A 20,575-nucleotide genomic window follows, 5' to 3' on the forward strand; every position below is an offset into this window, starting at 1 on the left:
TCACCCTCTCAGGTCGGCTACGCATCGTCGCCTTGGTGAGCCGTTACCTCACCAACTAGCTAATGCGCCGCGGGCCCATCCTGTAGTGTTAGTATCCCAACTTTTACAATGACACCATGTGGTGTCATTGATTATCCGGTATTAGCTCCGGTTTCCCGAAGTTATCCCAGTCTACAGGGCAGGTTGCCCACGTGTTACTCACCCGTCCGCCGCTAACCTCATAAGAGCAAGCTCTTATGAGGTCCGCTCGACTTGCATGTATTAGGCACGCCGCCAGCGTTCGTCCTGAGCCAGGATCAAACTCTCCATAAAAGTGTTTGATATAGCTCATTTGTCACCGTAGTGACTACTTCATATATAATGAAGTTGATTGACGAGATATCATGTATCTCATTTATTTCGCTTGGCTTTTTGTTCAGTTTTCAAAGAACTTTTTGCATGTCGTTTGTCAGCGACAAGACTTATCATAACATAACATTTAATTCTGCGCAACATCTTTTTGAGATAAGTTATTGCTGTAACTATTAATACTTCAAATCGTTAACCTTCGTTATTTTAGCGACAATTGTTATCTTACCACAATATAATTCTCATCGCAAGTACTATTTAAAAAGTTATCCGCTCGTTTTGCTTTAACTAAACTTAAAAGCACAACGTTTGATGACGACAAGAAATAATTTATCACATTACAAAGTTCTGCGCAATCACTAAAAATAATATTTACTTTTTATGCGACAGATTTATAAATTTATCATAGTATAAAGAAAAAAACAAGCTGTTGATGAAGTTTAAGTCTTACGTAGGTTCTATTACACAACTTATTAACGTACTATCAATACCTATTTCCATCTTTGCAGACTGGCATCATAAGAAATTAACTTTTAAATATCCAGCAACTTCATTATTAAAATGAACAAAATAAGTTTGCGAAGAACTAATAAGTAATTAATCTTCTAGTTAATCTTCTAATTGTTCTCAGTTAAACGCCTTTGCCAAATACGCTTTCAAATTTTCGGGTGAGTTCTGGTCCTTAAATGTTCATAATATCCTTCCTTTTATCCTTTTCCTTTAATATAAATTAAAATGGCTATCAATATACTCCTTTGCTTTTTGATATGTTTTATCACTAAAATCCTGATAGCGAACATGGACGTCTAAAATTTCCACCAATGCCTCGTTCACAAGCTCTTTGTTCTCCCATTTAAGAAGAGCAGAAACGACCTTTTCTAAGCATCCTTTTTTATAGCTGATTTGACCAAATACGTGGATTACCATATTTTTTACACGTTTTACTTTTTCAAACTGCACTTCTTCAAGTAATGGTAATACTTCCTCTGGGTGTGTTCTACCTCTTAGCTCTATTCCATGAATAACTTCTCTTCGAATTTCTGCCTCAGGATGATGCAGATGCTTTTTGGCAAAAGACAGTATGGGTTTTGGATTAGCTTGTCCCATCTTTTTTAGGGAACCAATTACAGCATTTCTTACAGAATGATGTTGATCAACTAGAGCAGTTTCAAAACATTCCAGAACCATTCCTGCATCCTTTTTACCAATTTCACCAAGGCCGTTCACTGCTGTTTGTCTAACTTTTTCATTTTCACTCTTCATTAATTCCCTAAGGATTTGAATGATTCTGTTTTGAAATGAGGGGTTTGTATCATACAAGCGCCCCAGTATAAGATACGTATTTTTTCGAATGTAAGTATCACTATTGGATGAATACATGGGAATGTATTGGAGATTATTCTCTGTAATATCAATTAAGATCTCGTCTTTCATGCTGTTGTAAAATTGAACACGTTCCTCTTTTGTAAGGTCATAATAACCCATTGGATCACTCCTTTACATATAAGACTTTATGACTCATTAGGTCCAACAGTGCTCCAACTTTAATTCTACTTCTTTTTTTGTCTAAATAAATCAACTGATTTATACCCTTGTGATAAGATATCGACCATTTGTTCTTGACGTTTCTCACGCGTTTTTTGTTGCTTGGCAGAAAAGATATAACGTGCCCAATCTCTTTGGTAACCTGGTGTTAGTTCTTGATAAAACGTTAGTTCCTTTGGGTGATCCCCTAAAAAGTTTTCTACATCTTTCACATGATCCTCATAATCGGCTACACACTGACTAGCAGCAGACGAGTTTTTAGTTTTCCTTTTTTCACGTTTTAATCCAACGACAGTAAATACATCATCCATACTCACCATTCGTGAGAATTTCACTTCACTATTTTCCACGTATCCATCTTCGTCAACTTTCATAGCTGGAAAGATCTCGTCTCTGTGAATGTATGTAGTATAGCGTTTGTTGCCTTTTTTCGGATAAGCAAAAAATAAATAACCTTTTTCTTGTAATTGGCCGTCATTAATCACTTTTCGAGTATAATTCACCATTTCATCCATCGTTTCTATAAAGATAAAAATAGCATCATGCTCTCCAGATAAAATGGTCTTACATCCATTAAACAACTCATAAATGGTTCATAATTCTGATCTGTTCTTCTGTTAACTTTTCTTTATTCCAGTACATGTGCATTAAGCTGTATTCAAATATTTCTTTTAATTTAATAAAAAGAGGAAGTTTATCTAGCATTTCCGAGGTTAGGTCATTTTCCTCTTGGTACCCCTCAATGATTGCTTTTGTAATCTCCTGTCCATATTCAACGATAATGGCTTTTTGGGATTTCTTTTATAGTCGATAAAACCTCTTTGGCAATTTCTCTGATCGCCGATTCTTCTTTTGGAATATAGTGGAGAAAAGCATATTCCTCGTTCTCATGCCAATCGTTGGCGGCACACCTAATCCTTCGTTACATAAGTAATTTGTATAATTAACTTCTTCTAACTGTTCGTCCAAACTTTTATAGTTTGTAATTCTTGCGAAGTAATATCCGTGTTCAGCAGTGCACCGAAACATTTCATTTGTTACTGGTTCAACTTTAATAAAATCAACTGGATATAGATCGTTAAGTCGTTCAAGTATCTTTTGTTCCAAAACGATTCACCCCTTCATGTAGGATAAAAATAAAGATATACAAATAGAACAATCAGTTGTAGACCAAATGATTCTAATTTAGTATTATACGAACGAAAAGTCATTTTTTTGGAGGATATATGAAAAAGATAATCATAAGTGTCTCTATTGCAATCATTCTACTTATCGGTATAGGTTACTTTTTAAACGAATTATCTCAATCAAGATCTTTTCAATTTTTCGGAGGTCTGATTACAAGTGTAGAAACAAACGAAAAAGTAGTAGCATTGACTTTTGATGATGGACCTGGAGTAAACACTGGGGAAGTATTAGATATATTACGAGAACATAATGTAAAAGGTACTTTCTACTTAACGGGATATGAAATTGAAAACTACTTTACTAAAGCGGAAACTATTGTACGAGATGGGCATGAAATTGGTAATCACTCCTATTCACATCAACGTATGGTTTTTAAATCACCATCTTTTATCCAAGATGAGATCGCGAAAACAGATGAATGGATCCGCCTGACCGGTTATGAAGGTGAAATTACATTTCGTCCTCCTTTTGGAAGAAGATTGGTGTTGCTGCCGTATTATTTATCAAAAGACGAAAGAAAAACGGTATTATGGAATATAGAACCTGAAACCTATCCGGACATAGCTAGTGATGCCAATAAAATTGTAGAGCATGTTGTAGAAAATATAGAACCTGGGTCTATTATTCTATTGCATGTAATGTATGAAAGCCGAAGAGAATCACTTCAGTCCATAGAAGGTATTATTACTTCGTTAAAAGAGCAAGGCTATACTTTTTTAACAGTTTCAGAGCTGTTAGAGTACGATCAACAATAATTAGGTGATATCCATACTCCGGTAATTAAGATAAAAAGAAGGATAGGAAGGCAGTTTTATCTGCTTTATCTATCCTTTTTTGTGTTACCAGGTCAACAAACTTTGATATTCGTTTGAAATAGTAAAGAATGATTTTATTAACTACTGTATTTACAATGTGTTTTTTATTCTCGCCAAAAACTTGTATATTCTGCTTTATCTTGAATATTAAATTCAATCATTTTCTCAAGTAGTTCGTAATTGACCGGCTTATTCCATGGAATTCGAAACAAACCTGGGGTAGCACTGTAGCCAGCTTGTGCAATGTCATCGGCAAAATGGGTAATGCCAACCTCTTCGGGTGAAACACTCATATGTTTCTTCGCTATGGAAAGCCCGATGATATAGGTGCCGTGATCTGAAAACATTGGCGTATTCCACTTGATTTGTGGTTCAAGATTGGCGAATTTATTTGTAATCCACGACAAAACTTCCTCTGTTCGTTCACGATGCTCAGGGTGATCGATACCTGTTAAATACTCTGCAAAAACGTCCATATTCTTCTCTCCTAAATAAAATGAAATGTTACAGCAAAAATTAATAAAACACTACCTATCTACTTGTAACCGCCCCACTGTTACTTGTCCCTTTTTTCCTCCCAAAGCTTTATTCGTTCTTCATGACTAACCTCTTTATGTACTTGATGCAGCATCCAAATGTAACCAAAAGGATCCATGAAAATGGCGTTCGATACCCCGTAGTCAGCAATCTCAGTTACCGGTTGAATTTCTGTACAACCTAATCCCATCGCCTTAGTATAGATGTCCTTAATATCTGGTACAGTCACATTCACCCAACTCGTTTTAGGGTCGTCAGGATTAGGTGCAATCAAATGAAATTGCGGGTTTTCATCTAACATATGAATCTGAAAGCCATATAGAGTAAAAACTGCCTCATTTTCGCCACGAGGAAAGTCTGAAACTTCCACTCGCTCGACCTCAAATATTTTTTCGTATAACTCCAATGCTTTTAAACTGTCTTTCACAACCATATTAAGCTCTACTCCAACCATAATGCACAACTCCTTTTACAGTTAAATCATATTCTTTTCATCAGAATTTCGTCTGTATTTTTTCAATTTAATTATTCTAAACTCGCTATAATTACACGAATAACTATGGTATTCGTGTTCTAAATACTTTTTGAGGGTATAGCTTAATATTGGATCAGAACCGCGCTTTATGATCCCGTCCCTTCCTCATTCTGGAAATATTGGTTCAGAACTTCGCTTTATGATCCCGTTTGTTCCTCATTTTGGAAATAACGGATCAGAATCGCGCTTTATGATCCCGTTTCTTCCTCATTCTGGAAATATTGGTTCAGAACTGCTCTTTATGAACCTGTTTCTTCCCTTACATACTCATTTTATAAGTTGTAGTCATGAAACGAGAAAACCTTGGAATAATAACCTCTGTAAACGATGGGAGGTGTACATATGACAAAGCGTAATAATAAAGGTGGCAGTAAAAACCAAAGCGCTCCGGAAAGACACGGAAAATTAGACACTGAATTTGGCCGCGAAATTGGCGACAACAACAAAGGTAATGAATACAACTCAAGACGTGGCAGCAAGTCTCAACTAAAACACCCAAACAATCATTAAAATGAAATGTCCTTCGTTGCGCTCATGTTTTCATTCGACGAAGGACAGTCTTTATATAAAATTTTTCGACTTATACTGCGTAAACGGGTATCAACCTTTGCCACTTGGTTACTATTTTCTCCCGCCGGAAGTGACGAAGTTCTATGTAAAAACGCAGTACTTGCTACACTACTCTTTTTACTGTACGGCCACTTACATAAACCTTATCACTTCTCTCATCTGCAGTTAATAAGAAGACTTCCTGAATGCTTTCATAGCCATGTTGATGAACTATTTCTTCTAACCAAGCCATGTTATGACCTAATTTCGTTAAGTTGGAATGATTGACTTCGCCTTCTAAAATTAATACGGACGGGTATCCTTTTTCAGTCGGGTTCTGATCAAGATCACTTGGGGTCAGGGCGTCATATTTTGATTTTTTTATGACACTAATTTGCCCATTCGGTTCTAATATCGCATAATCCACTTCTGTAATATCATGGGCTTGATTTAGTCGCAAATCCATTAATAATGCCTCCACCGTTAGTTTCGCCTTACGCATTTGGTCTACTAGGATTTCTCCCTTATTAATAATGACAATCGGTTCAGCTTCAACTACCCGTCGGACTTTCACATTTTTGAGTGCTAGAAAAGTTAGGGATAAATGTAAGGCAACTATTAACGATGCCGCGGCTAAAGGACCGCCAAGAGGCAGGTCACCCGTCGATAGAGGTTCACCGACAATATCCCCAATAATCACAGCAAAAATAAAATCAATCGGGTGAAATGAGACCATCGAACGTTGGCCAAGAATTTTTATAATCGTAAAAATATAGACGTAAACAACTGCTGCTCGTATCAAGTAGCCATAAATCGGTAAATCTTCTGCTCCATTCCAAAATTCCACAATAAAACTCCCCTTTATCCATTCTGTTTACATTAGTTGGTCAAACATTGTTACCACTATTACCGTTCTGTAATTTTCTATTCATATAAGAAATATGGAGTTGAAAATTTAATTACAGTTTTCAAACTAGTTATGAAAGGAATCAAAATAAGCCAGCATCAAGACATGCTGACTTATTTCTTATTGCGTTATAATAGATTATTAGACTTTATCCAACTAAACCACTATTTACAAAGGAAATTTTCTTCACCATTACTTCGGTCTCCCCACTAGGTAATTGAAGTATAACTTTTTTATTTAGCTGGGATAGCAATAGTTGAAAACCTACAGGAGACAAAAAAGAAATTAAATCTTGTTCAGCATTCGCTTGGTAAGGGAAAACAATAGTAAACGTTTCAATAACGTTTTCATCTAGATAAAGTAATTCAATTTTACTTCCAATAAGTACTATAGAAGTTAAACTCTCTTCACTAAAGTTTGCTATTAGTTTTTCAAGCGCTATCGAATACTCGGTTATACGCCTTTCCACTTCACTTTTATTGTAGGTTTGCGCTGTAACAAATACATTTAGAAATTGTTCTAACTCATCATCAAAATAAACCAGTTGATTAATCAACTTAGATCGTGCACCGATTAATGCTAAATTTTCATTCATAGAAGAACTTCCTCCTTCCGAAGATCACACCTCTTCGTTCTTTATACAATAAGGCCCCATTACGGGGCCTTTAAGCTAGTTTTCTACTGAACTAAATTCTATACTTTGAATTGTTGCATCTTGAAGTTTAGAGCACTCGCCAAGGGTAACACTATCACCTACTTGTTTTAATAATAGTTGAAGACCAATTGGGGATAGAAAGGAGAAATAGCCCATTTCCTCATTTTCATATTCAGGCATACAAATGGTTATAACCTGAGTTTCCGAATTGAGATAATAGAGAGTAACCCTGCTATCAATCATTACAAACGGAAGTGATGGGAACTCTTTAAAATGGTTACCCTTCAAACTGTATATTAATAGGCTATCAATATAGTTAACTAAAAACTGTTCTACTCGAACACTAACTTCTTCCTCATTAAAGTCCTCAATAATCTGCACTTTGTTTTTCTTTAGGTAATGTATCTGAGCAACAGCTCTATTCTTCATCCAATAATTAATAACTGCATTTCTAAGGATCATTGATAAATCCTCTCTTACCGTATATCTTTTGGGTCGGAAATATCATCATGCTTTTTTCCTCAGTAATATTTTTTGTTAAGGGGCTCTCAATCGTCTTTTTTACCTTATGATCCTTTTGCAACTCTGGTTTTATATACTCATCAAAGATTATTTTTCTTTGCCACTCTAACCATTCTTTACTAGCCAATTCATTCAACCTCTCAGATTTTTTATCCACCTATTCAAGCCTCTCTAAAACAGAGACTTGGTATAGAGACGTTGTCGTACATCGTATACGCCTCACTAAAACCGAATGATTCTACTAATTTACGATGTGGAATGCAATCTCCACTAGAATAAATACATTATCGTTAGTTAGTCTTCTTCTTTAGTATTTTTTTCGGACGACAGCACTTACAAACTTTTATTGTTTGTCCGTTCTTATCTGTATTGTCGTATAATAATTTAATTCGTTTCCTTTTACACAATGGGCAGGTTCCCCTACCACGACCTTCTAACTCACGTAATACCTTTCCACGAGTAGTTGTAGCCACCTAACTCACCCTCTATTCATCTTTACACATTTTATAAAGTAATGTTTCTGCTTCCTCAGTCAGAATTTTTTTGGAAATCATAATCTCGCTAACTACCATATTGAAATACTTGTTATAAAGCTCCCGTTCAGTTGAATTTAAACTACTTTTTACTTTTTTTCGTACTAACGCTTGTATAACCTTTGCAATTGGAGTCATTTCTCCTTTAATTAGGATGTTTTCATACTTCTTAAGCTTTTGGTGCAAAGGAAACAAGGAAACTTCTGTTTTATCATGAATTAGATTAGTAAATACATCACTTAAATCTCGGAAACTCAAAACACTCCTTATGTTTCTTTTGTTCACAAGATTGAACGGCAATGTAACGTTAAGCTCATTAAGTAAAAGTTCAATGACATAAAATTTTTCTTTTTCGTCCTGAATTGTTTTCTCCTCAATAGCAATTACATAACCAGCACCGTACGGCGGATAAACAACTTCATCCCCTACCTGAAACAATACAACCTCTCCTTTCCATTTTTTAGAGAAAAGTGATCATTCGGCAAGAGAACCACCCCCTTCAATTTACACGCACCTTTAATAGTAAGTCTCTATTCTCATAGATAGTAATTTTTCACACATAAAAAACAACGGTCAAAAAGCAACAAAGCAGATGAAACACAGCCTATGTAAAATACCAGGTTATTCTGTTTACCTGGTGTCATGAACTAAACACTTTAATTAGCCATCATCGGCAGAACAGTAAAATATTGTATGTACATATATTGATAGTAACATAATACTTGTTAAAGGTACATTAATTTGTGTTAAAATAAAAATACTCAAAAAATAAGGCAGGTGAAACGATGACAAAACTCTCTATATCAGTGAAGAAGCTAGGTCTTTCCTCAAAAGATATTCTCCACATAATGATCCTACAGTCGCTGAATCAGACGCCTTCACATCCTGCAGAAATTTATCGACAAGTATCGGAAGCGTTAAGGAACGATCATTTAAGTTCTACTCGTTCGAGAACCTATGTGTATAAAACGATCGAAGAACTTCAACAAAACGGCTTGATCGAGTTTCAAAAACAAGGGAGAAAGAAAGTGTTTTCCCTCAGTCAGGAAGGAACTAAATACTTAAAAGATCATAAAGTAAGAGTTGATCCGTCTCTTCAAAAACTGATTGCCATTGTTGAACATATGAGGGAAACAATAACCAAGCGAAAAATTCAAACCGTTGATATTTCACTGACTGATGATGATAAACAATACCTCAGCAAATTAATTAATGTAAAAGCATTGATCCAATGGTATTCACTTTACCGTCTCATTCACGAAGGAAACCATCACGGCGGTGCTCTTTATGGAGAAATGAACATTTGGTTTGGATGGATGAATAACCACGGTTATTTTTATCAAGTGTTGAGAGAAATGAATCAAGAGGGCTTGATTAACGGTACGTGGCTTGACGAGGATACTCGATCACAACGGAAATATGAAGTGACTGATTTGGGTAAAAGGAAGTTTACTTCTTTGAGCCTTAATATCGAAAGGCATTTCACTGAAGTTCATCAGTTTTTAAGGTCTATGATCGAGAAGTTAAATCATACCCCTTAAAACCTGGGGAACATTCGGCATTAACTGTACCCAATAATACTAAAACGAAGCCTTCTTCAAAAAGAAAGCTTCGTTTTTTTTGTTTGTTATAAACATGTATTTATTGCTCTAAACGGTGCCCCTGTTCAACCACTTTCTTTCTCGATTGTGATAAATAATAGATGAATTCACTAAATAAGGCTGCTAAGATCCCCATTAATAATCCATTTGAAACAAGTGGCTGAACGAGTACTGGTATTTGCGTAAATGCCTCAGCTGGCAGGTTCATAATGGACATCCCTAACAAAGCCGGAAAGGCAATGCGATAAATCGTTTTTGATGTGAATTGCAAACCTTCAATATTTCTAAGCGCCGATCGAAACAGCTGCAAATAAGCGACAAACAAAATCGTATTCCCTACACTATGAGGAATCGTCGAAAAGAACGCGCTTAATGCGGGGATAGCCCCAATGATGATAAATAGGCCTGAACCGATGAAAAACGGTAACCGCTCTTTAATTCCGGTCGATTGTAAAAAACCGAGTGAAGATGCATAAGGTGCATAAGGCACAAGTCCTAACATCCCTGAAACTGACGTATAGCCGCCAGACAGCATGAGAGACGCCCGATATTGCTTCGGTTGAGTCTCCCTCTCATAAATATCTTCCGCCCCTTTTAAAGTCGCGATCGTATTCGTTGTATTCAGTAACCCAGTGATCACAACCGTCAGGATAATCCCCCATTCAAAACTCGGTGCCCCCCACGGAAACCACGTAAGAAAAGGTGTTGTTTTTACAGAACTGACGGTTTCATGCTGCAAGAGGAACACCGCGCCAATCCAACCGATTGCCATTCCGATTAGTAAGGAAAGATTACTGATGGCACCCTTCCCTTTCACATTCAGAAAAATCGTTATCGCTGCGATCACAAATGAAAAGCTAGCGACACGGACATCAATATACTCACTCTCATTTAATCCTAGCATTCCTTTTAAAAAGATATAAATCAATTGATTGGCAAGCAGTAATAAAAAAACGAACATTACCACTGGCGTGAACCATTTCTTCAACAATTCACCAAGCCCCAACGCTCCTAATATCGAGACGATCAGACCCGAAATAATCGCTCCAACAGCGATACTCCCGCCGATTGTAGTCAACTCGACATTTAATGTACTAGCCGTTGCAGCAAGACTTAAAATGACACCCCACCATAATCCAGATTGCCCCTCCATTAAAGCATACCGATGTCCGATCAACCCTTGCAAAATACAAGCGATACCAGTAAAAATAAACGATCGTTGGATAGCAGACACAATTTCAATTTGTTCTAAGTCAAATGCAGCCCCAATGGAAATAGGAATGACTACAGTATTAGCAAACATAAAAAATAACCATTGGAACCCACCTAAGAAGGCAATACTAATCGGTAACTTATTCACTACCTGACATCCTTTCACCTGAAGTAAAACATAAATTCCTAGCATAATACCAAATATTTGTAATTTCGTCTATAGCTAGTTAGGAGAATACTAGGTTATGTTGAAAAAACGTCTGTCCCGGTCAAAGAAACCCTACTTGAAAAAGTGGAGGAACCATTCAAACAACCCCTAAACGAAAAGCGACGGAATCACTAAAAGAAGCAACTACTAGCAGCTAGTATTGCTTCATAATAGGAAGATGAGGATCTTGCCCCTGTATTAAAAAATAGTGATGCTTAGCATTATCACAAGGTGAAAGTTAAAAAGGATAGAGCAGGATAACTTCGAGTATAAAACTGGCCAGGTGCGATCCGCATCTTTTGTTTTATTTATTATGGCAATAGTAATCGTCCCCATCATCGTATTTTCTGTTTGCACGAACGCCCCCCCGAAAAACACAATGACGATACTTGAATAACCTATTTCAACTCCATTGAAAACAAATTCTTCTCATGGTCATTTAAAACCTCCGACTCGAAGGTTTTAACGATTTCCATCCGTATTTCATTCGTAAGTTCTTCGGCTTTATATTGTTGTATCTGTTGGCTTACTAATTCTGTAAATGTTTCTTCTACGACATCTATGTAATAACCGGTACTGGAAAAGTACTTCATTGAAGAGATATCCTCTAGATCGACCAGCTCTTTATATGCTTGAAAGGATTGAATAATGGATATTACATCCGTTTCAGAATAAGATAGAATGATTTCGAAATCTGTTTTTTGTCCATCCTTTGTTTCAAATGAATAGGACATGGTATCTTCAAATGGGATACTAGCACGAATAAATACAAATAAACCTTTGTCCGTAGTAATCAGTCGCTTATTCGCAGCGTTTTCTACTATACTTCCGTCCCCTTTAATTACTAGATCATGTTCAGCAGGATAAAATACCCTATACTGACCCTCAAGAACATTACTCGTCCATATTAGCGCAAGAAGTGTGATACCGCCGATCACCCAATGATTTGCTTTGATCTTAAGCCATTGAAAGACTTTCCAAACAATATATAAATACAATAGAATAAAAATGGAGTTCCAGATGATCCAAAGAATAGGACCTAACCAAGTAGGTATTAAAATGGTCAAAATATCACCTCTAGAAAAGTAAATGAAGATGGTTTATTCTAAATGACTTGCGATCGTTGCCTTTGTTTTTCAAAAGTTAAACCCCATCGGCACCTGCAGAATGTTATTAATTTTTTCTATTTAAGTCTTCAAGAAGCTCAATTATTCTCTTATTTTGTTTGGTTTGCTCTTGTAAGTACCCAATCACGGTCCCGAGCCCGATAATAATTATGACCAAAAAGATCCACATAATCATCCTCCTATCTCTAGCGCTGTTCGATTGCCACCCAAGGCTCGAAAACTTGAATTCTACTAACAAGTAATCTTATTGCTCGACTTGCGTTTTTATTCATTACAGTATGTGCCCTATAGTTGATTAGCAGTTTATACTTATTTTAACATATATACCATCTTATATTGTGATTGGTCCCTGAATTAGCTTTGACCATTGCTCGTTTCAACGATCCTTTTGACTTATCCGGACTGAGAGGCCCTTATTTGTGAAAAAATCAATGATTTGACAAGGTTAGAGGACTGAGAGGCCCTTATCTAGCAATATATCTATGAAATCTCCTTGTGAAATAGGAAATAAGGGCTTCTGAGTCCGCTAATGACTAAAAGTACTCGTTTTTAGGTGAAATAAGGGCCTCTCAGTACCCTAAAATTCGCCGGACTCCATTAACCTCTTTTATAATGTATTCTTCTATCAACATAAGACTTGAAATAAAAAAATGAAGCTATTATGAAAAATGTGATGATATTTTACCATAGCAATTTCTAGTAGATCTAACCTTGTGAACGATAAATTGACTAGCCTCATTTTTTAGGTCGAAACCACGACTGTTGCTTAGCTGTCACCACTAATGCTAGAATAACTTAAGAAAACCCGTTTACAACAACAAAGACCACCTGTTGGGTATCGGGTTTCCTCCATCCATCTATTTCAACTACTCTATTTTTTCCTTACTGTCATCCAAATCTCACTCTTATTCTCTTTACTCGCCAGAATTTCCGGCCCCTCTATATGCTCATAGCCAGCGGAAGGGAACCATTCCGAATAGATTCTTTCCCAAGCATCTTGCACTTTATCCCAATCACCCTCGACTTCAAACACCGCCCAAGTATACTCCTGAATTTCAAGCTCATCCAGATTCTCTGGGCATTTTTTCGTCGTAGCTGCGGCAATGTAGTAATCCAGTTCACCATCTTGACTACGTTCGTCAGAAAAATTCGTACATACATTGATGATACCTTTTGGTTCTAAGTCAGATAAACCTTCAATTTGTGTATATATTTCATCACTAATTGACTCCCACCTTTCCGATATTTCTGGGTTCGTCCCTGCAGGTACCAAATTAACCCTATTTTTCCAACCTACCACTCGAAAAGCATCTTTTTGTACTATTTTGTAATTCATTTCTGTTCCTCCCTTAATCGTTAATTGGAAGGTCATTTTGGGATACGCCTTGAGTGAATGGCCATCGCGACGTGCTTCTGTTGGAGTAACTCCGTGAAGACTTTGAAACGCTCGTGTAAAAGCATCCGGTGAATGGTAGCCGTATTTCCAGGCTATATCAATCACCTTTTCATTTCCATGCTTCAAATCAAAAGCAGCAAGCGTCATTCGACGTCGTCTAATATACTCAGAAAGTGACACACCAGCTAAAAATGAAAACATCCGTTTAAAATGGTATTCTGAGCATCGCGCAATTCTCGACACTTCCTGAAAATCGATTTCATTTATTAGATTTTCTTCAATATAGTTTAAGGCTCCATTCATATTTTCCAGCGAATCCATCGTAATAACCTCCCTTTCTACAATAGAATATCAATTATGGAGAAACGGGACCCGACTATCGGTGCACACTTCTGCAGGGTTGAAAGCTATTATGGTCGAACAGTCAAATTGAATACCTTGACGCTGCTTTCTCTTAAGTTTTATTTATTAGAGCAAAGAACCCCTCCATCCTAGATAGTAGGGTTCGTTAAAGGAAACTTTTTAGTTTCGTTCATCCCCTCCCAATCGAGTTCACCAAAACTATAATTGGTGGTTTTTCACGATTCAACACAATATACGGTCATTACTCTTTAAAAAACACACATTGTATTTAAACACGAAATTATCTCCACAATTAAAATCATGTTCTCATTTAATTATAATTTAAGAAAGGCTTACCGATAGTTGAAGAATATTATTTTATTCACTCATACCTATGACAATAAAACTATTCAATCCTCATGTGTATCATTTTAATGCCGTCTCCTGTTGTTTTAAAATCGATATGTATTAAAAATTTCAGGAAGCGAAAGGATTAGCAATAATCCTATAAATACAGTTGCACAAAAACAAATCCAACCAATTATTTTTACCTTTTTATCAATTTCAGCTTTTTCCTCTAATTTATTAATATATATAATTACTAAGAAGAAACAAACAAAAGGGATAACGCCTATAAAATTAAATCCTAAAATTGATTTATCTACTAAAAATAAAGCTAGAATCAGTAAAATCACTGCAATTGAAATTCTATTTATTATTGTATAGATAAAATCTCCTCCTTTATTTAAAATCTTCTCTTCGTTAGCACGATAAGCGATAGCAGTTGTTACGCTATACATCCGTTATTTTTAAGAGGAATCCCTACAAAAATGACTATTCATAGGTTACAACCATTTGATCAATTGTTTTGAAAAATAGATTTGAACTTTCTTCTATTCAACGTTAGTCACACTAAAATTAGAACTTAACACAAATGCTTAAGTGCTTCACGTTTGCTAAGTTTTTGAAGCGGAGTTTTTTCAACAAATGTAATAACGGATTGTGGGTTGGTTTTTCCATATTCTCTCAATGCCCAACCGATTGCCTTTGCGATAAAGAACTCCGTATCATCTGCATGCTTTTCACAATAATAAAACAGTCGTTCTTCATCAGTATTTTCCTTAAATGATAGTTGGTGCAAGATGGCTGTCCTTCTTACCCACATATTGTCATCTTCAATCCATTCGTCCATGAACTTAGCCTGTTCAGGAAATGTCCTTACAATATGCCCAACAACACCACTCGCGATGGAATCTACCGTATCCCACCAAGATTTTGAAGTTATCATTCTTTTTAGCTGTGTTAAATCATCAGCAACTAAGTATTTCTTGGATTTCACTAAATAATCAATCACAACATATTGGTATTCCCGCTCGCACTGCCCCCAAAGGTCAAAAACTATATTCCAGTCAATAGGTTTCTTACCTACTAGCCACTCTTTGAATAATTTCGAAGTAATCTTTCTTCTTTCTGGGGTTTGAATTCCTAAAAAGTCAAACCGATTCCTCATATATGCTGACATACCTATTGCTTTTTCCTTATTCTCCATTAATTTAAATTCGCTAGTTATGTCTTGAATATTCATCAAGTACCACTCCTATACCATCATTATGTTATTGTGTTATTCTGACCTTTAGATCAAAAAGAGGGCTGTTACGGAATGACACCCAGCTCTTCCAGTATTTCATCTCGTTAATTCAATTCATTTATTTTTATTTAAAAAGAGAACTTTATTTGACAACCGTATACTTTTGTTTAACAAAATGTTCCACACCGTTTATACTATTTTATCTTTTACTTATCAAAATAGCATCTTATACTTACCTATATATGCAATTCCAACCACCTTTTTGTTTCTCGTCGAAATTGATCTTTGTTGCTAGTTTCTCTCGTCCTTTTGAGTTATCTAGACTGGGGAGGCCCTGATAAGTGAAAAAATCAATGGTTTATCAATTAATAGGGCACTGAGAGGCACTTATCCGTGAAAAAATCATTGATTTAAAAATGATAAGGCACTGAGAGGCCCTTATCTAGCAAAATATCTATAAAATTCCCTTGATTAATAGGGAATAAGGGCTTCTGAGTGCCCTAATGACTTAAATTATTCGTTTTCAGGTGAAATAAGGGCCTCTCAGTACCCTAAAATAAAGACGTCACGCTCAACCTCTACTTTTACTAGACTGACTGAAGATATACCCGCTAACATTTCGGTAACATTTACAATCAGATCGCCCTTTATGTATGAAAAAAGTAAAATGCTATTGACAAAATCGTCCATAGATAAATCATTAGACTTTATTTAGGCAAAAGAGTTTAAGAAAATTGCAAGTGAAACACCAAAAAGGACTGCCCCTATGAAGACAGTCCCGTTGAACGATCAAAAAAGTAAACCGATAACTTCTATCCTACTTTTATGACCTTTATAATTTTCATATTCATACTTAATAATAAAACTTACCTCTTCGACTTCCTATACCCTGCCGCTACGGCTTCTTCTTCTGTACAAAACATCTCCTCTGGATTGGTTCTGTCATAAAATTGCCCGCCTGGTACGTGGTAGATGAATTCACCGCTTGAACTGTGGTTTCCTTTAATCGTTGGATTGTCACAGCCCGCTTTTGGAGCTGGTGTTGCAGTTGGAGCGGTTTCTTTCTTTTCTTCTACTACACTTTCATCAAAGCCGCGGTCGGTTGCATAGTTTTCAATGCTCCAAATACCAATAGCTTGTTGCTGGGCTTTTTTCTGGATTTCATAAAAACGGTCAACATGCCTTGTATTCGGTGCAAACACATAGGCAACCCGGGCAAGCCCTTTTTCCAAGAGCAGTTCATTGAACATCTTGTCCCCTACCCACACATAGGCCAGCAAGCGGCCATAGCGATCTCGTTCACCGACATCCATCTCGAGGTAGACTTTTTCTCCTACCGGCATCATATCTTTCGCTAACTGACTTGATTCCGGACCAAATGGTTGTACGGGTTTATTCGGATGAACCGACTCTGGCGTATCCACCAATAACAGCCTCACCCGTTCTTCTTGACCATTGCTTAGCTTTACAATAACCGTATCACCGTCAACAACGCGAACGACATGTGCTGGAATGAAGCCTTGTTTTCCTTCTTCTGTATCCGCAGTCGTTTCTTCAGAAAGTTCTGTGGTATTATCGATAGTTTCTTCGCTCTGGTCTTCAGCTTGCTCGTCTTCTGTCGGTGCGTCTTCTTGAACTTGTTCCTGCACCTCTTCCGCACTTTTTTCAACGGGTTCCGCTTCTGGTATCTCGCTGCACCCTAATAAAAATAGAATAGTAAAAAGTAGTAAAACGGTTCTTTTCATCTTTTACCCCAATCCCCTATAAAATGTATGCTAAGAATGACACCCATCTATTTTTCTAGGTATCTCTTGTAAGTGTCATTTTTATATCATACTATATTATCCGGATTGAATTAAATAGGAGATTAGAGGTCAACGAGGATTGAGCGATGATATTAGCTAGGCGGACTGAGAGGACGCTATCCCTGAAAAGTTAATGATTTACAAAGAAAAGGCACTGAGAACACTATTTTGTAAGAAAATCAATGTTCATCCAATAATAAGGCACTGAGAGGACCCTATTTGTGCAAAAATCAAGGATTTGACATTGATAAGGCATTGAGAGGCCCTTATCTAGCAAAAAATCTATAGTTTCCCCCTCACTAGTAGCAAATAAGGGCCTGTGAGTACCCCAACATCTCAAAAATGGTGAAATATATTAAAATAAGGGCCTCTCAGTGCCCTAAAATTTCACTAATACTTTATTTGCCATGCAAGCATCTAATTTCAGTCTTTATAATACCTTTCCAAAATCAAGTAATCCTTTGTTTTAACTATGTCTAGATCATGCTTGACTGCGAACTCCATTAAATGTTCATAGGCTTCAGGTGGTTCTAAAACTACTAATCTAATATTGCTTCCTTTGTTAGTTTTTAATATGGCGGCTTTTTTAGCCCATCCGACTCGTGTAAATTTTAAATGAGCGACCTCCGAAGGGTGTATTTCTTTTTTTATAATGGATATTTTGAAAAGAATGAAGACCTCATATACTAAATGATTATCGTTAATTTCTAATTTAAATCGAATGGAACCTAATGCAACCACTATGAATAATACCGAGAAAAATGTAGAAAAAGACCATCCATAATACTGGACTAATACACTCCATAAAAGGGGAACAAAAATCATACTAATCATTGATAGTCTAAGCGGTCTTATTCCATAGACCATGGTCGTTACCTCCTCCTTCGCCGCGTCTTTCATTCTATCATTCGAAGATCTTCTGGCAAGGAGCTTTCTTTTATCCCAAACCAGAGATCAATTAAGATTACTACGCCAAAAATAAACCGTTTTATTATGAACTGCAATTAAAAAATTCAGCCTTTAACATTAAAGTTTCCCTATTAAACTAGCTCAATCCTCAATTATTCAATCATTCACTACAAGAAACACTCTCTTATTCCATCGCTTCACCCTTGTGTCATAAAAATCCAATTCATCAGTGAAAATAGACCTATAATGGCTAAAATTGCCAATACTTTGATTAAAAATTGTTTCAAGTTACTCTTCCCCTTTACCCATCAACTTTTTCTCGCTAGTTAATTCTTACCCTAACATACAATCTTCTAATATATGTATAATTTACGGATAGGACTAACAAAAAGTTTCAATGTCATCGTTATCATTCGTTTTATTAGCCAAAACTACCTAAATAGTTATAATATAATAGTATTAAAGTACGAGAAGGGAATTGGTTATTTTATGACAATAGTAACGACAGTCAAAAACAACTCTACGGAAGAACACTCAGCAAAATTAGAAGCATACCTTGAAGTAATTCCCCTAATTCATTCCATGCTCCCTGATGTAGGAATTGGGATATCCAATACAGAGGAATGGATTGCCTATTTTCCTGGGCGAAAAATTAATCTTGGAGTAAAAAAGGGAATAAAAATTAACCCTGAGGAACCATTAGCCGATTGTATCAAGAATAATAAAATCATTGAACAAGAGGTTCCTGCTGAATTTTTTGGGTTTCCATTTAAAGGATTAGCCGCACCTATCGTTGTAAAAAATGAAGTTATTGGTGCACTAGCTATTCAAATCCAAGAACAAAATGAAAAAGAATTACGAAGCATTGCAGATCAAATCTTGACTTCAATTACTCAGGCTAACGAGAGGATTGCTAAAATATCAAAAAGCGCGGAAGGCCTTTCTGATATAAGTAATTCACTGCTTGACCAGTCGCATCAAGCATCCAAGCAAATGGAGAGTACAGATGAAGTGATCAAATTTATAAAAAAGATTGCTGACCAGACAAATTTATTAGGGTTGAATGCTTCCATAGAGGCAGCACGCGCTGGCGATAGAGGGCGAGGCTTTGATGTAGTAGCTAAAGAAATTAGAAAACTATCAAACGAAACGGTTTCATCTACAGAAAAAATTAGTAATACATTAACAAACATGAAGCAATCGATTAATGGAATTACAACAGCAATAGAGAAGGTCGTTACTGTAGGACGTGAACAGGCGTTATCAACAGAAGAAATCTCATCTTTCATTGATGATATTGAAAAAATGAGTAAAGAACTTAACAAATATGCATCGGAATTATAGCAGATAGCGCAACAGAATAAAATTTGTCGCGGAAATTAACAAATGCTCAGAGCTGCCTCATCATAAACACATGGGGCAGCTCCTATATTCATATGGGGATATCACAGTGACCGTTTCTATGGTCTGTTCCTACGTTTATTTCCATCTCCTTGTTCCCCTTTGGTTATACGGTATTTGTTCTCTTCTTTACGAAATATAAAACCCCAATGACAAATAAATTAGTTATAACGAAAGCCACACCATAAAGGGCCCATCCTACAACTTGGCTAAAACTATAACTTTAGACGTTGGTATTCCATATGAAGTTACATCCATCTTAAAAGACTTTTAATCACAAAAAGACGACCACCGTAGCAGCCGCCGTTGTCGAAATGGTATTATACTCTGAACTATTCTCGTCTAAGAGTTATTCGCTCTTCATACTCTTCCCACTCCCCAATGATAAATGTCACTTCTTTTTTCTTATCTAAAAATTTGCAACCGCTGCATTCCGTTTTTTCACTCTGATAGATGTTTGAATGGTTCAACGAAAAGGTTCCAAACACATTGGTTCCCTCATCAAAGATCGAGTAGTGCAATAAAGGTCGATTTTTTATTTTTTCATCATCGCCCTTATAGTTAATTTGGGTTTGAATTTTTACTTCAGTTCCAATCAGGTACATTTGGTGGACAACAAGCCAATTTTGATTTTCTCCTGTAAAAGTTATCGCTTTCGGTCGCCCAAAACCATTTGAATCTTCCGCACTTACAGTATAGGCACTTAAACAACTGAAAGCCACAATCATTATAAACAGCCATTTGACATTCACCTTCATAAAAATACGCCTCACTTTATGAGTATGTTTAGTACTAACGTTAATCTATTGATGGCATTAGGGTGCCCCAATTGGTAAATTTTATATTGTATGA

23 protein-coding genes, 1 rRNA gene and 2 pseudogenes are annotated in these 20,575 nt (G+C 36.3%); 4 read left to right on the forward strand and 22 right to left on the reverse strand.

Features of this window, described 5'->3' with window-relative positions; all coding sequences use genetic code 11:
- The 5 genes and pseudogenes from N7Z68_RS22045 to N7Z68_RS22065 form a co-directional block, all read right to left on the reverse strand.
- A 16S ribosomal RNA gene (locus tag N7Z68_RS22045) occupies positions 1-312 on the reverse strand; the annotation flags it as partial.
- A 561-nt stretch (positions 313-873) separates the two neighbouring features.
- Positions 874-1,038 (reverse strand): annotated as a pseudogene (locus N7Z68_RS22050) (GNAT family N-acetyltransferase); the annotation flags it as partial.
- 30 nt (positions 1,039-1,068) lie between these two features.
- Positions 1,069-1,833 (reverse strand): HEAT repeat domain-containing protein, encoded by a 765-nt coding sequence (locus N7Z68_RS22055; RefSeq protein ID WP_275120611.1) that lies wholly within the window; start codon positions 1,831-1,833, stop codon positions 1,069-1,071.
- A gap of 65 nt (positions 1,834-1,898) precedes the next feature.
- A complete protein-coding gene (locus tag N7Z68_RS22060) occupies positions 1,899-2,483 on the reverse strand; it encodes a YdeI/OmpD-associated family protein (protein ID WP_275120660.1) in 585 nt (194 codons plus the stop codon).
- A pseudogene (locus N7Z68_RS22065) lies at positions 2,476-3,006 on the reverse strand (hypothetical protein). The gene N7Z68_RS22060 and the pseudogene N7Z68_RS22065 overlap by 8 nt, the downstream one beginning before the upstream one ends.
- Positions 3,007-3,119: 113 nt before the next feature.
- Between N7Z68_RS22065 and N7Z68_RS22070 the strand changes: the two are divergent.
- A complete protein-coding gene (locus N7Z68_RS22070) occupies positions 3,120-3,836 on the forward strand; it encodes a polysaccharide deacetylase family protein (protein ID WP_275120612.1) in 717 nt (238 codons plus the stop codon).
- A gap of 164 nt (positions 3,837-4,000) precedes the next feature.
- Here N7Z68_RS22070 and N7Z68_RS22075 read toward each other — a convergent pair whose 3' ends face one another.
- Entirely contained in the window at positions 4,001-4,372 is a 372-nt protein-coding gene (locus N7Z68_RS22075; protein WP_275120613.1) for an iron chaperone, read from the reverse strand.
- A gap of 80 nt (positions 4,373-4,452) precedes the next feature.
- Complete coding sequence (locus tag N7Z68_RS22080; protein WP_275120614.1) at positions 4,453-4,887, reverse strand: VOC family protein; 435 nt, start codon at positions 4,885-4,887, stop codon at positions 4,453-4,455.
- Between the two features lie 423 nt (positions 4,888-5,310).
- On the opposite strand from N7Z68_RS22080, the gene N7Z68_RS22085 reads away from it, so the two are divergent.
- Entirely contained in the window at positions 5,311-5,478 is a 168-nt protein-coding gene (locus tag N7Z68_RS22085) for an imidazoleglycerol-phosphate dehydratase (protein WP_275120616.1), read from the forward strand.
- Positions 5,479-5,641: 163 nt separating this feature from the next.
- On the opposite strand, the gene N7Z68_RS22090 is transcribed toward N7Z68_RS22085, so the two are convergent.
- The 6 genes from N7Z68_RS22090 to N7Z68_RS22115 form a co-directional block, all read right to left on the reverse strand.
- Entirely contained in the window at positions 5,642-6,367 is a 726-nt protein-coding gene (locus tag N7Z68_RS22090; RefSeq protein ID WP_275120661.1) for a DUF421 domain-containing protein, read from the reverse strand.
- A 205-nt stretch (positions 6,368-6,572) separates the two neighbouring features.
- Positions 6,573-7,019 carry a GreA/GreB family elongation factor gene (locus tag N7Z68_RS22095; protein ID WP_275120617.1) on the reverse strand — a complete coding sequence of 149 codons (447 nt, stop codon included), beginning with the start codon at positions 7,017-7,019 and terminating at the stop codon, positions 6,573-6,575.
- A gap of 75 nt (positions 7,020-7,094) precedes the next feature.
- Positions 7,095-7,541 (reverse strand): GreA/GreB family elongation factor, encoded by a 447-nt coding sequence (locus tag N7Z68_RS22100; RefSeq protein ID WP_275120618.1) that lies wholly within the window; start codon positions 7,539-7,541, stop codon positions 7,095-7,097.
- Positions 7,531-7,758, reverse strand: coding sequence for a hypothetical protein (locus N7Z68_RS22105; RefSeq protein WP_275120619.1), 228 nt, complete (start codon positions 7,756-7,758; stop codon positions 7,531-7,533). The genes N7Z68_RS22100 and N7Z68_RS22105 overlap by 11 nt, the downstream gene beginning before the upstream one ends.
- A gap of 133 nt (positions 7,759-7,891) precedes the next feature.
- Positions 7,892-8,074 carry a hypothetical protein gene (locus N7Z68_RS24440; protein ID WP_275120620.1) on the reverse strand — a complete coding sequence of 61 codons (183 nt, stop codon included), beginning with the start codon at positions 8,072-8,074 and terminating at the stop codon, positions 7,892-7,894.
- A 12-nt stretch (positions 8,075-8,086) separates the two neighbouring features.
- The gene (locus N7Z68_RS22115) at positions 8,087-8,572 is read right to left on the reverse strand and encodes a CarD family transcriptional regulator (RefSeq protein WP_275120621.1); all 486 of its coding nucleotides are present in this window, start codon (positions 8,570-8,572) and stop codon (positions 8,087-8,089) included.
- A gap of 347 nt (positions 8,573-8,919) precedes the next feature.
- Between N7Z68_RS22115 and N7Z68_RS22120 the strand changes: the two genes are divergently transcribed.
- Positions 8,920-9,675, forward strand: coding sequence for a helix-turn-helix transcriptional regulator (locus N7Z68_RS22120; RefSeq protein ID WP_275120622.1), 756 nt, complete (start codon positions 8,920-8,922; stop codon positions 9,673-9,675).
- Between the two features lie 100 nt (positions 9,676-9,775).
- Here the strand turns inward: N7Z68_RS22120 and N7Z68_RS22125 are convergent, their stop codons facing one another.
- The 8 genes from N7Z68_RS22125 to N7Z68_RS22160 form a co-directional block, all read right to left on the reverse strand.
- Positions 9,776-11,095: a uracil/xanthine transporter gene (locus N7Z68_RS22125; RefSeq protein ID WP_275120623.1), complete on the reverse strand. Its 1,320-nt coding sequence runs from the start codon at positions 11,093-11,095 to the stop codon at positions 9,776-9,778.
- Positions 11,096-11,553: 458 nt separating this feature from the next.
- Positions 11,554-12,222 carry a hypothetical protein gene (locus N7Z68_RS22130; RefSeq protein WP_275120624.1) on the reverse strand — a complete coding sequence of 223 codons (669 nt, stop codon included), beginning with the start codon at positions 12,220-12,222 and terminating at the stop codon, positions 11,554-11,556.
- Between the two features lie 106 nt (positions 12,223-12,328).
- The gene (locus tag N7Z68_RS22135; RefSeq protein WP_275120625.1) at positions 12,329-12,451 is read right to left on the reverse strand and encodes a hypothetical protein; all 123 of its coding nucleotides are present in this window, start codon (positions 12,449-12,451) and stop codon (positions 12,329-12,331) included.
- A gap of 702 nt (positions 12,452-13,153) precedes the next feature.
- Positions 13,154-13,999 carry an AraC family transcriptional regulator gene (locus N7Z68_RS22140; protein ID WP_275120626.1) on the reverse strand — a complete coding sequence of 282 codons (846 nt, stop codon included), beginning with the start codon at positions 13,997-13,999 and terminating at the stop codon, positions 13,154-13,156.
- Positions 14,000-14,472: 473 nt separating this feature from the next.
- On the reverse strand, positions 14,473-14,820 hold the full coding sequence (locus N7Z68_RS22145; RefSeq protein ID WP_275120627.1) for a hypothetical protein: 348 nt from the start codon (positions 14,818-14,820) through the stop codon (positions 14,473-14,475).
- Positions 14,821-14,945: 125 nt separating this feature from the next.
- Positions 14,946-15,605 carry a DNA alkylation repair protein gene (locus tag N7Z68_RS22150; RefSeq protein WP_275120628.1) on the reverse strand — a complete coding sequence of 220 codons (660 nt, stop codon included), beginning with the start codon at positions 15,603-15,605 and terminating at the stop codon, positions 14,946-14,948.
- A gap of 869 nt (positions 15,606-16,474) precedes the next feature.
- Entirely contained in the window at positions 16,475-17,353 is an 879-nt protein-coding gene (locus N7Z68_RS22155) for a thermonuclease family protein (protein WP_275120629.1), read from the reverse strand.
- Positions 17,354-17,836: 483 nt separating this feature from the next.
- Positions 17,837-18,280 (reverse strand): hypothetical protein, encoded by a 444-nt coding sequence (locus N7Z68_RS22160; RefSeq protein ID WP_275120630.1) that lies wholly within the window; start codon positions 18,278-18,280, stop codon positions 17,837-17,839.
- Between the two features lie 531 nt (positions 18,281-18,811).
- Here N7Z68_RS22160 and N7Z68_RS22165 point away from each other — a divergent pair.
- The gene (locus tag N7Z68_RS22165) at positions 18,812-19,666 is read left to right on the forward strand and encodes a methyl-accepting chemotaxis protein (protein WP_275120631.1); all 855 of its coding nucleotides are present in this window, start codon (positions 18,812-18,814) and stop codon (positions 19,664-19,666) included.
- Between the two features lie 389 nt (positions 19,667-20,055).
- On the opposite strand, the gene N7Z68_RS22170 is transcribed toward N7Z68_RS22165, so the two are convergent.
- Positions 20,056-20,481: a hypothetical protein gene (locus tag N7Z68_RS22170; protein ID WP_275120632.1), complete on the reverse strand. Its 426-nt coding sequence runs from the start codon at positions 20,479-20,481 to the stop codon at positions 20,056-20,058.
- Positions 20,482-20,575 lie beyond the last annotated feature (94 nt).

Origin of the sequence: Alkalihalobacterium chitinilyticum, assembly GCF_029028005.1 — a bacterium.
Lineage (GTDB): Bacteria > Bacillota > Bacilli > Bacillales > Bacillaceae_F > Alkalihalobacterium > Alkalihalobacterium chitinilyticum.

What these genes read in the sequence shown, in the direction of transcription:
- N7Z68_RS22055 (WP_275120611.1), bottom strand. Translation starts at nt 1,833, where the DNA reads ATGGGTTATTATGACCTTACAAAAGAGGAACGTGTTCAATTTTACAAC.
- N7Z68_RS22070 (WP_275120612.1), top strand. Translation starts at nt 3,120, where the DNA reads ATGAAAAAGATAATCATAAGTGTCTCTATTGCAATCATTCTACTTATC.
- N7Z68_RS22075 (WP_275120613.1), bottom strand. Translation starts at nt 4,372, where the DNA reads ATGGACGTTTTTGCAGAGTATTTAACAGGTATCGATCACCCTGAGCAT.
- N7Z68_RS22080 (WP_275120614.1), bottom strand. Translation starts at nt 4,887, where the DNA reads ATGGTTGGAGTAGAGCTTAATATGGTTGTGAAAGACAGTTTAAAAGCA.
- N7Z68_RS22085 (WP_275120616.1), top strand. Translation starts at nt 5,311, where the DNA reads ATGACAAAGCGTAATAATAAAGGTGGCAGTAAAAACCAAAGCGCTCCG.
- N7Z68_RS22095 (WP_275120617.1), bottom strand. Translation starts at nt 7,019, where the DNA reads ATGAATGAAAATTTAGCATTAATCGGTGCACGATCTAAGTTGATTAAT.
- N7Z68_RS22100 (WP_275120618.1), bottom strand. Translation starts at nt 7,541, where the DNA reads ATGATCCTTAGAAATGCAGTTATTAATTATTGGATGAAGAATAGAGCT.
- N7Z68_RS22120 (WP_275120622.1), top strand. Translation starts at nt 8,920, where the DNA reads ATGACAAAACTCTCTATATCAGTGAAGAAGCTAGGTCTTTCCTCAAAA.
- N7Z68_RS22135 (WP_275120625.1), bottom strand. Translation starts at nt 12,451, where the DNA reads ATGTGGATCTTTTTGGTCATAATTATTATCGGGCTCGGGACCGTGATT.
- N7Z68_RS22140 (WP_275120626.1), bottom strand. Translation starts at nt 13,999, where the DNA reads ATGGATTCGCTGGAAAATATGAATGGAGCCTTAAACTATATTGAAGAA.
- N7Z68_RS22145 (WP_275120627.1), bottom strand. Translation starts at nt 14,820, where the DNA reads ATGTATAGCGTAACAACTGCTATCGCTTATCGTGCTAACGAAGAGAAG.
- N7Z68_RS22150 (WP_275120628.1), bottom strand. Translation starts at nt 15,605, where the DNA reads ATGAATATTCAAGACATAACTAGCGAATTTAAATTAATGGAGAATAAG.
- N7Z68_RS22155 (WP_275120629.1), bottom strand. Translation starts at nt 17,353, where the DNA reads ATGAAAAGAACCGTTTTACTACTTTTTACTATTCTATTTTTATTAGGG.
- N7Z68_RS22160 (WP_275120630.1), bottom strand. Translation starts at nt 18,280, where the DNA reads ATGGTCTATGGAATAAGACCGCTTAGACTATCAATGATTAGTATGATT.
- N7Z68_RS22165 (WP_275120631.1), top strand. Translation starts at nt 18,812, where the DNA reads ATGACAATAGTAACGACAGTCAAAAACAACTCTACGGAAGAACACTCA.
- N7Z68_RS22170 (WP_275120632.1), bottom strand. Translation starts at nt 20,481, where the DNA reads ATGAAGGTGAATGTCAAATGGCTGTTTATAATGATTGTGGCTTTCAGT.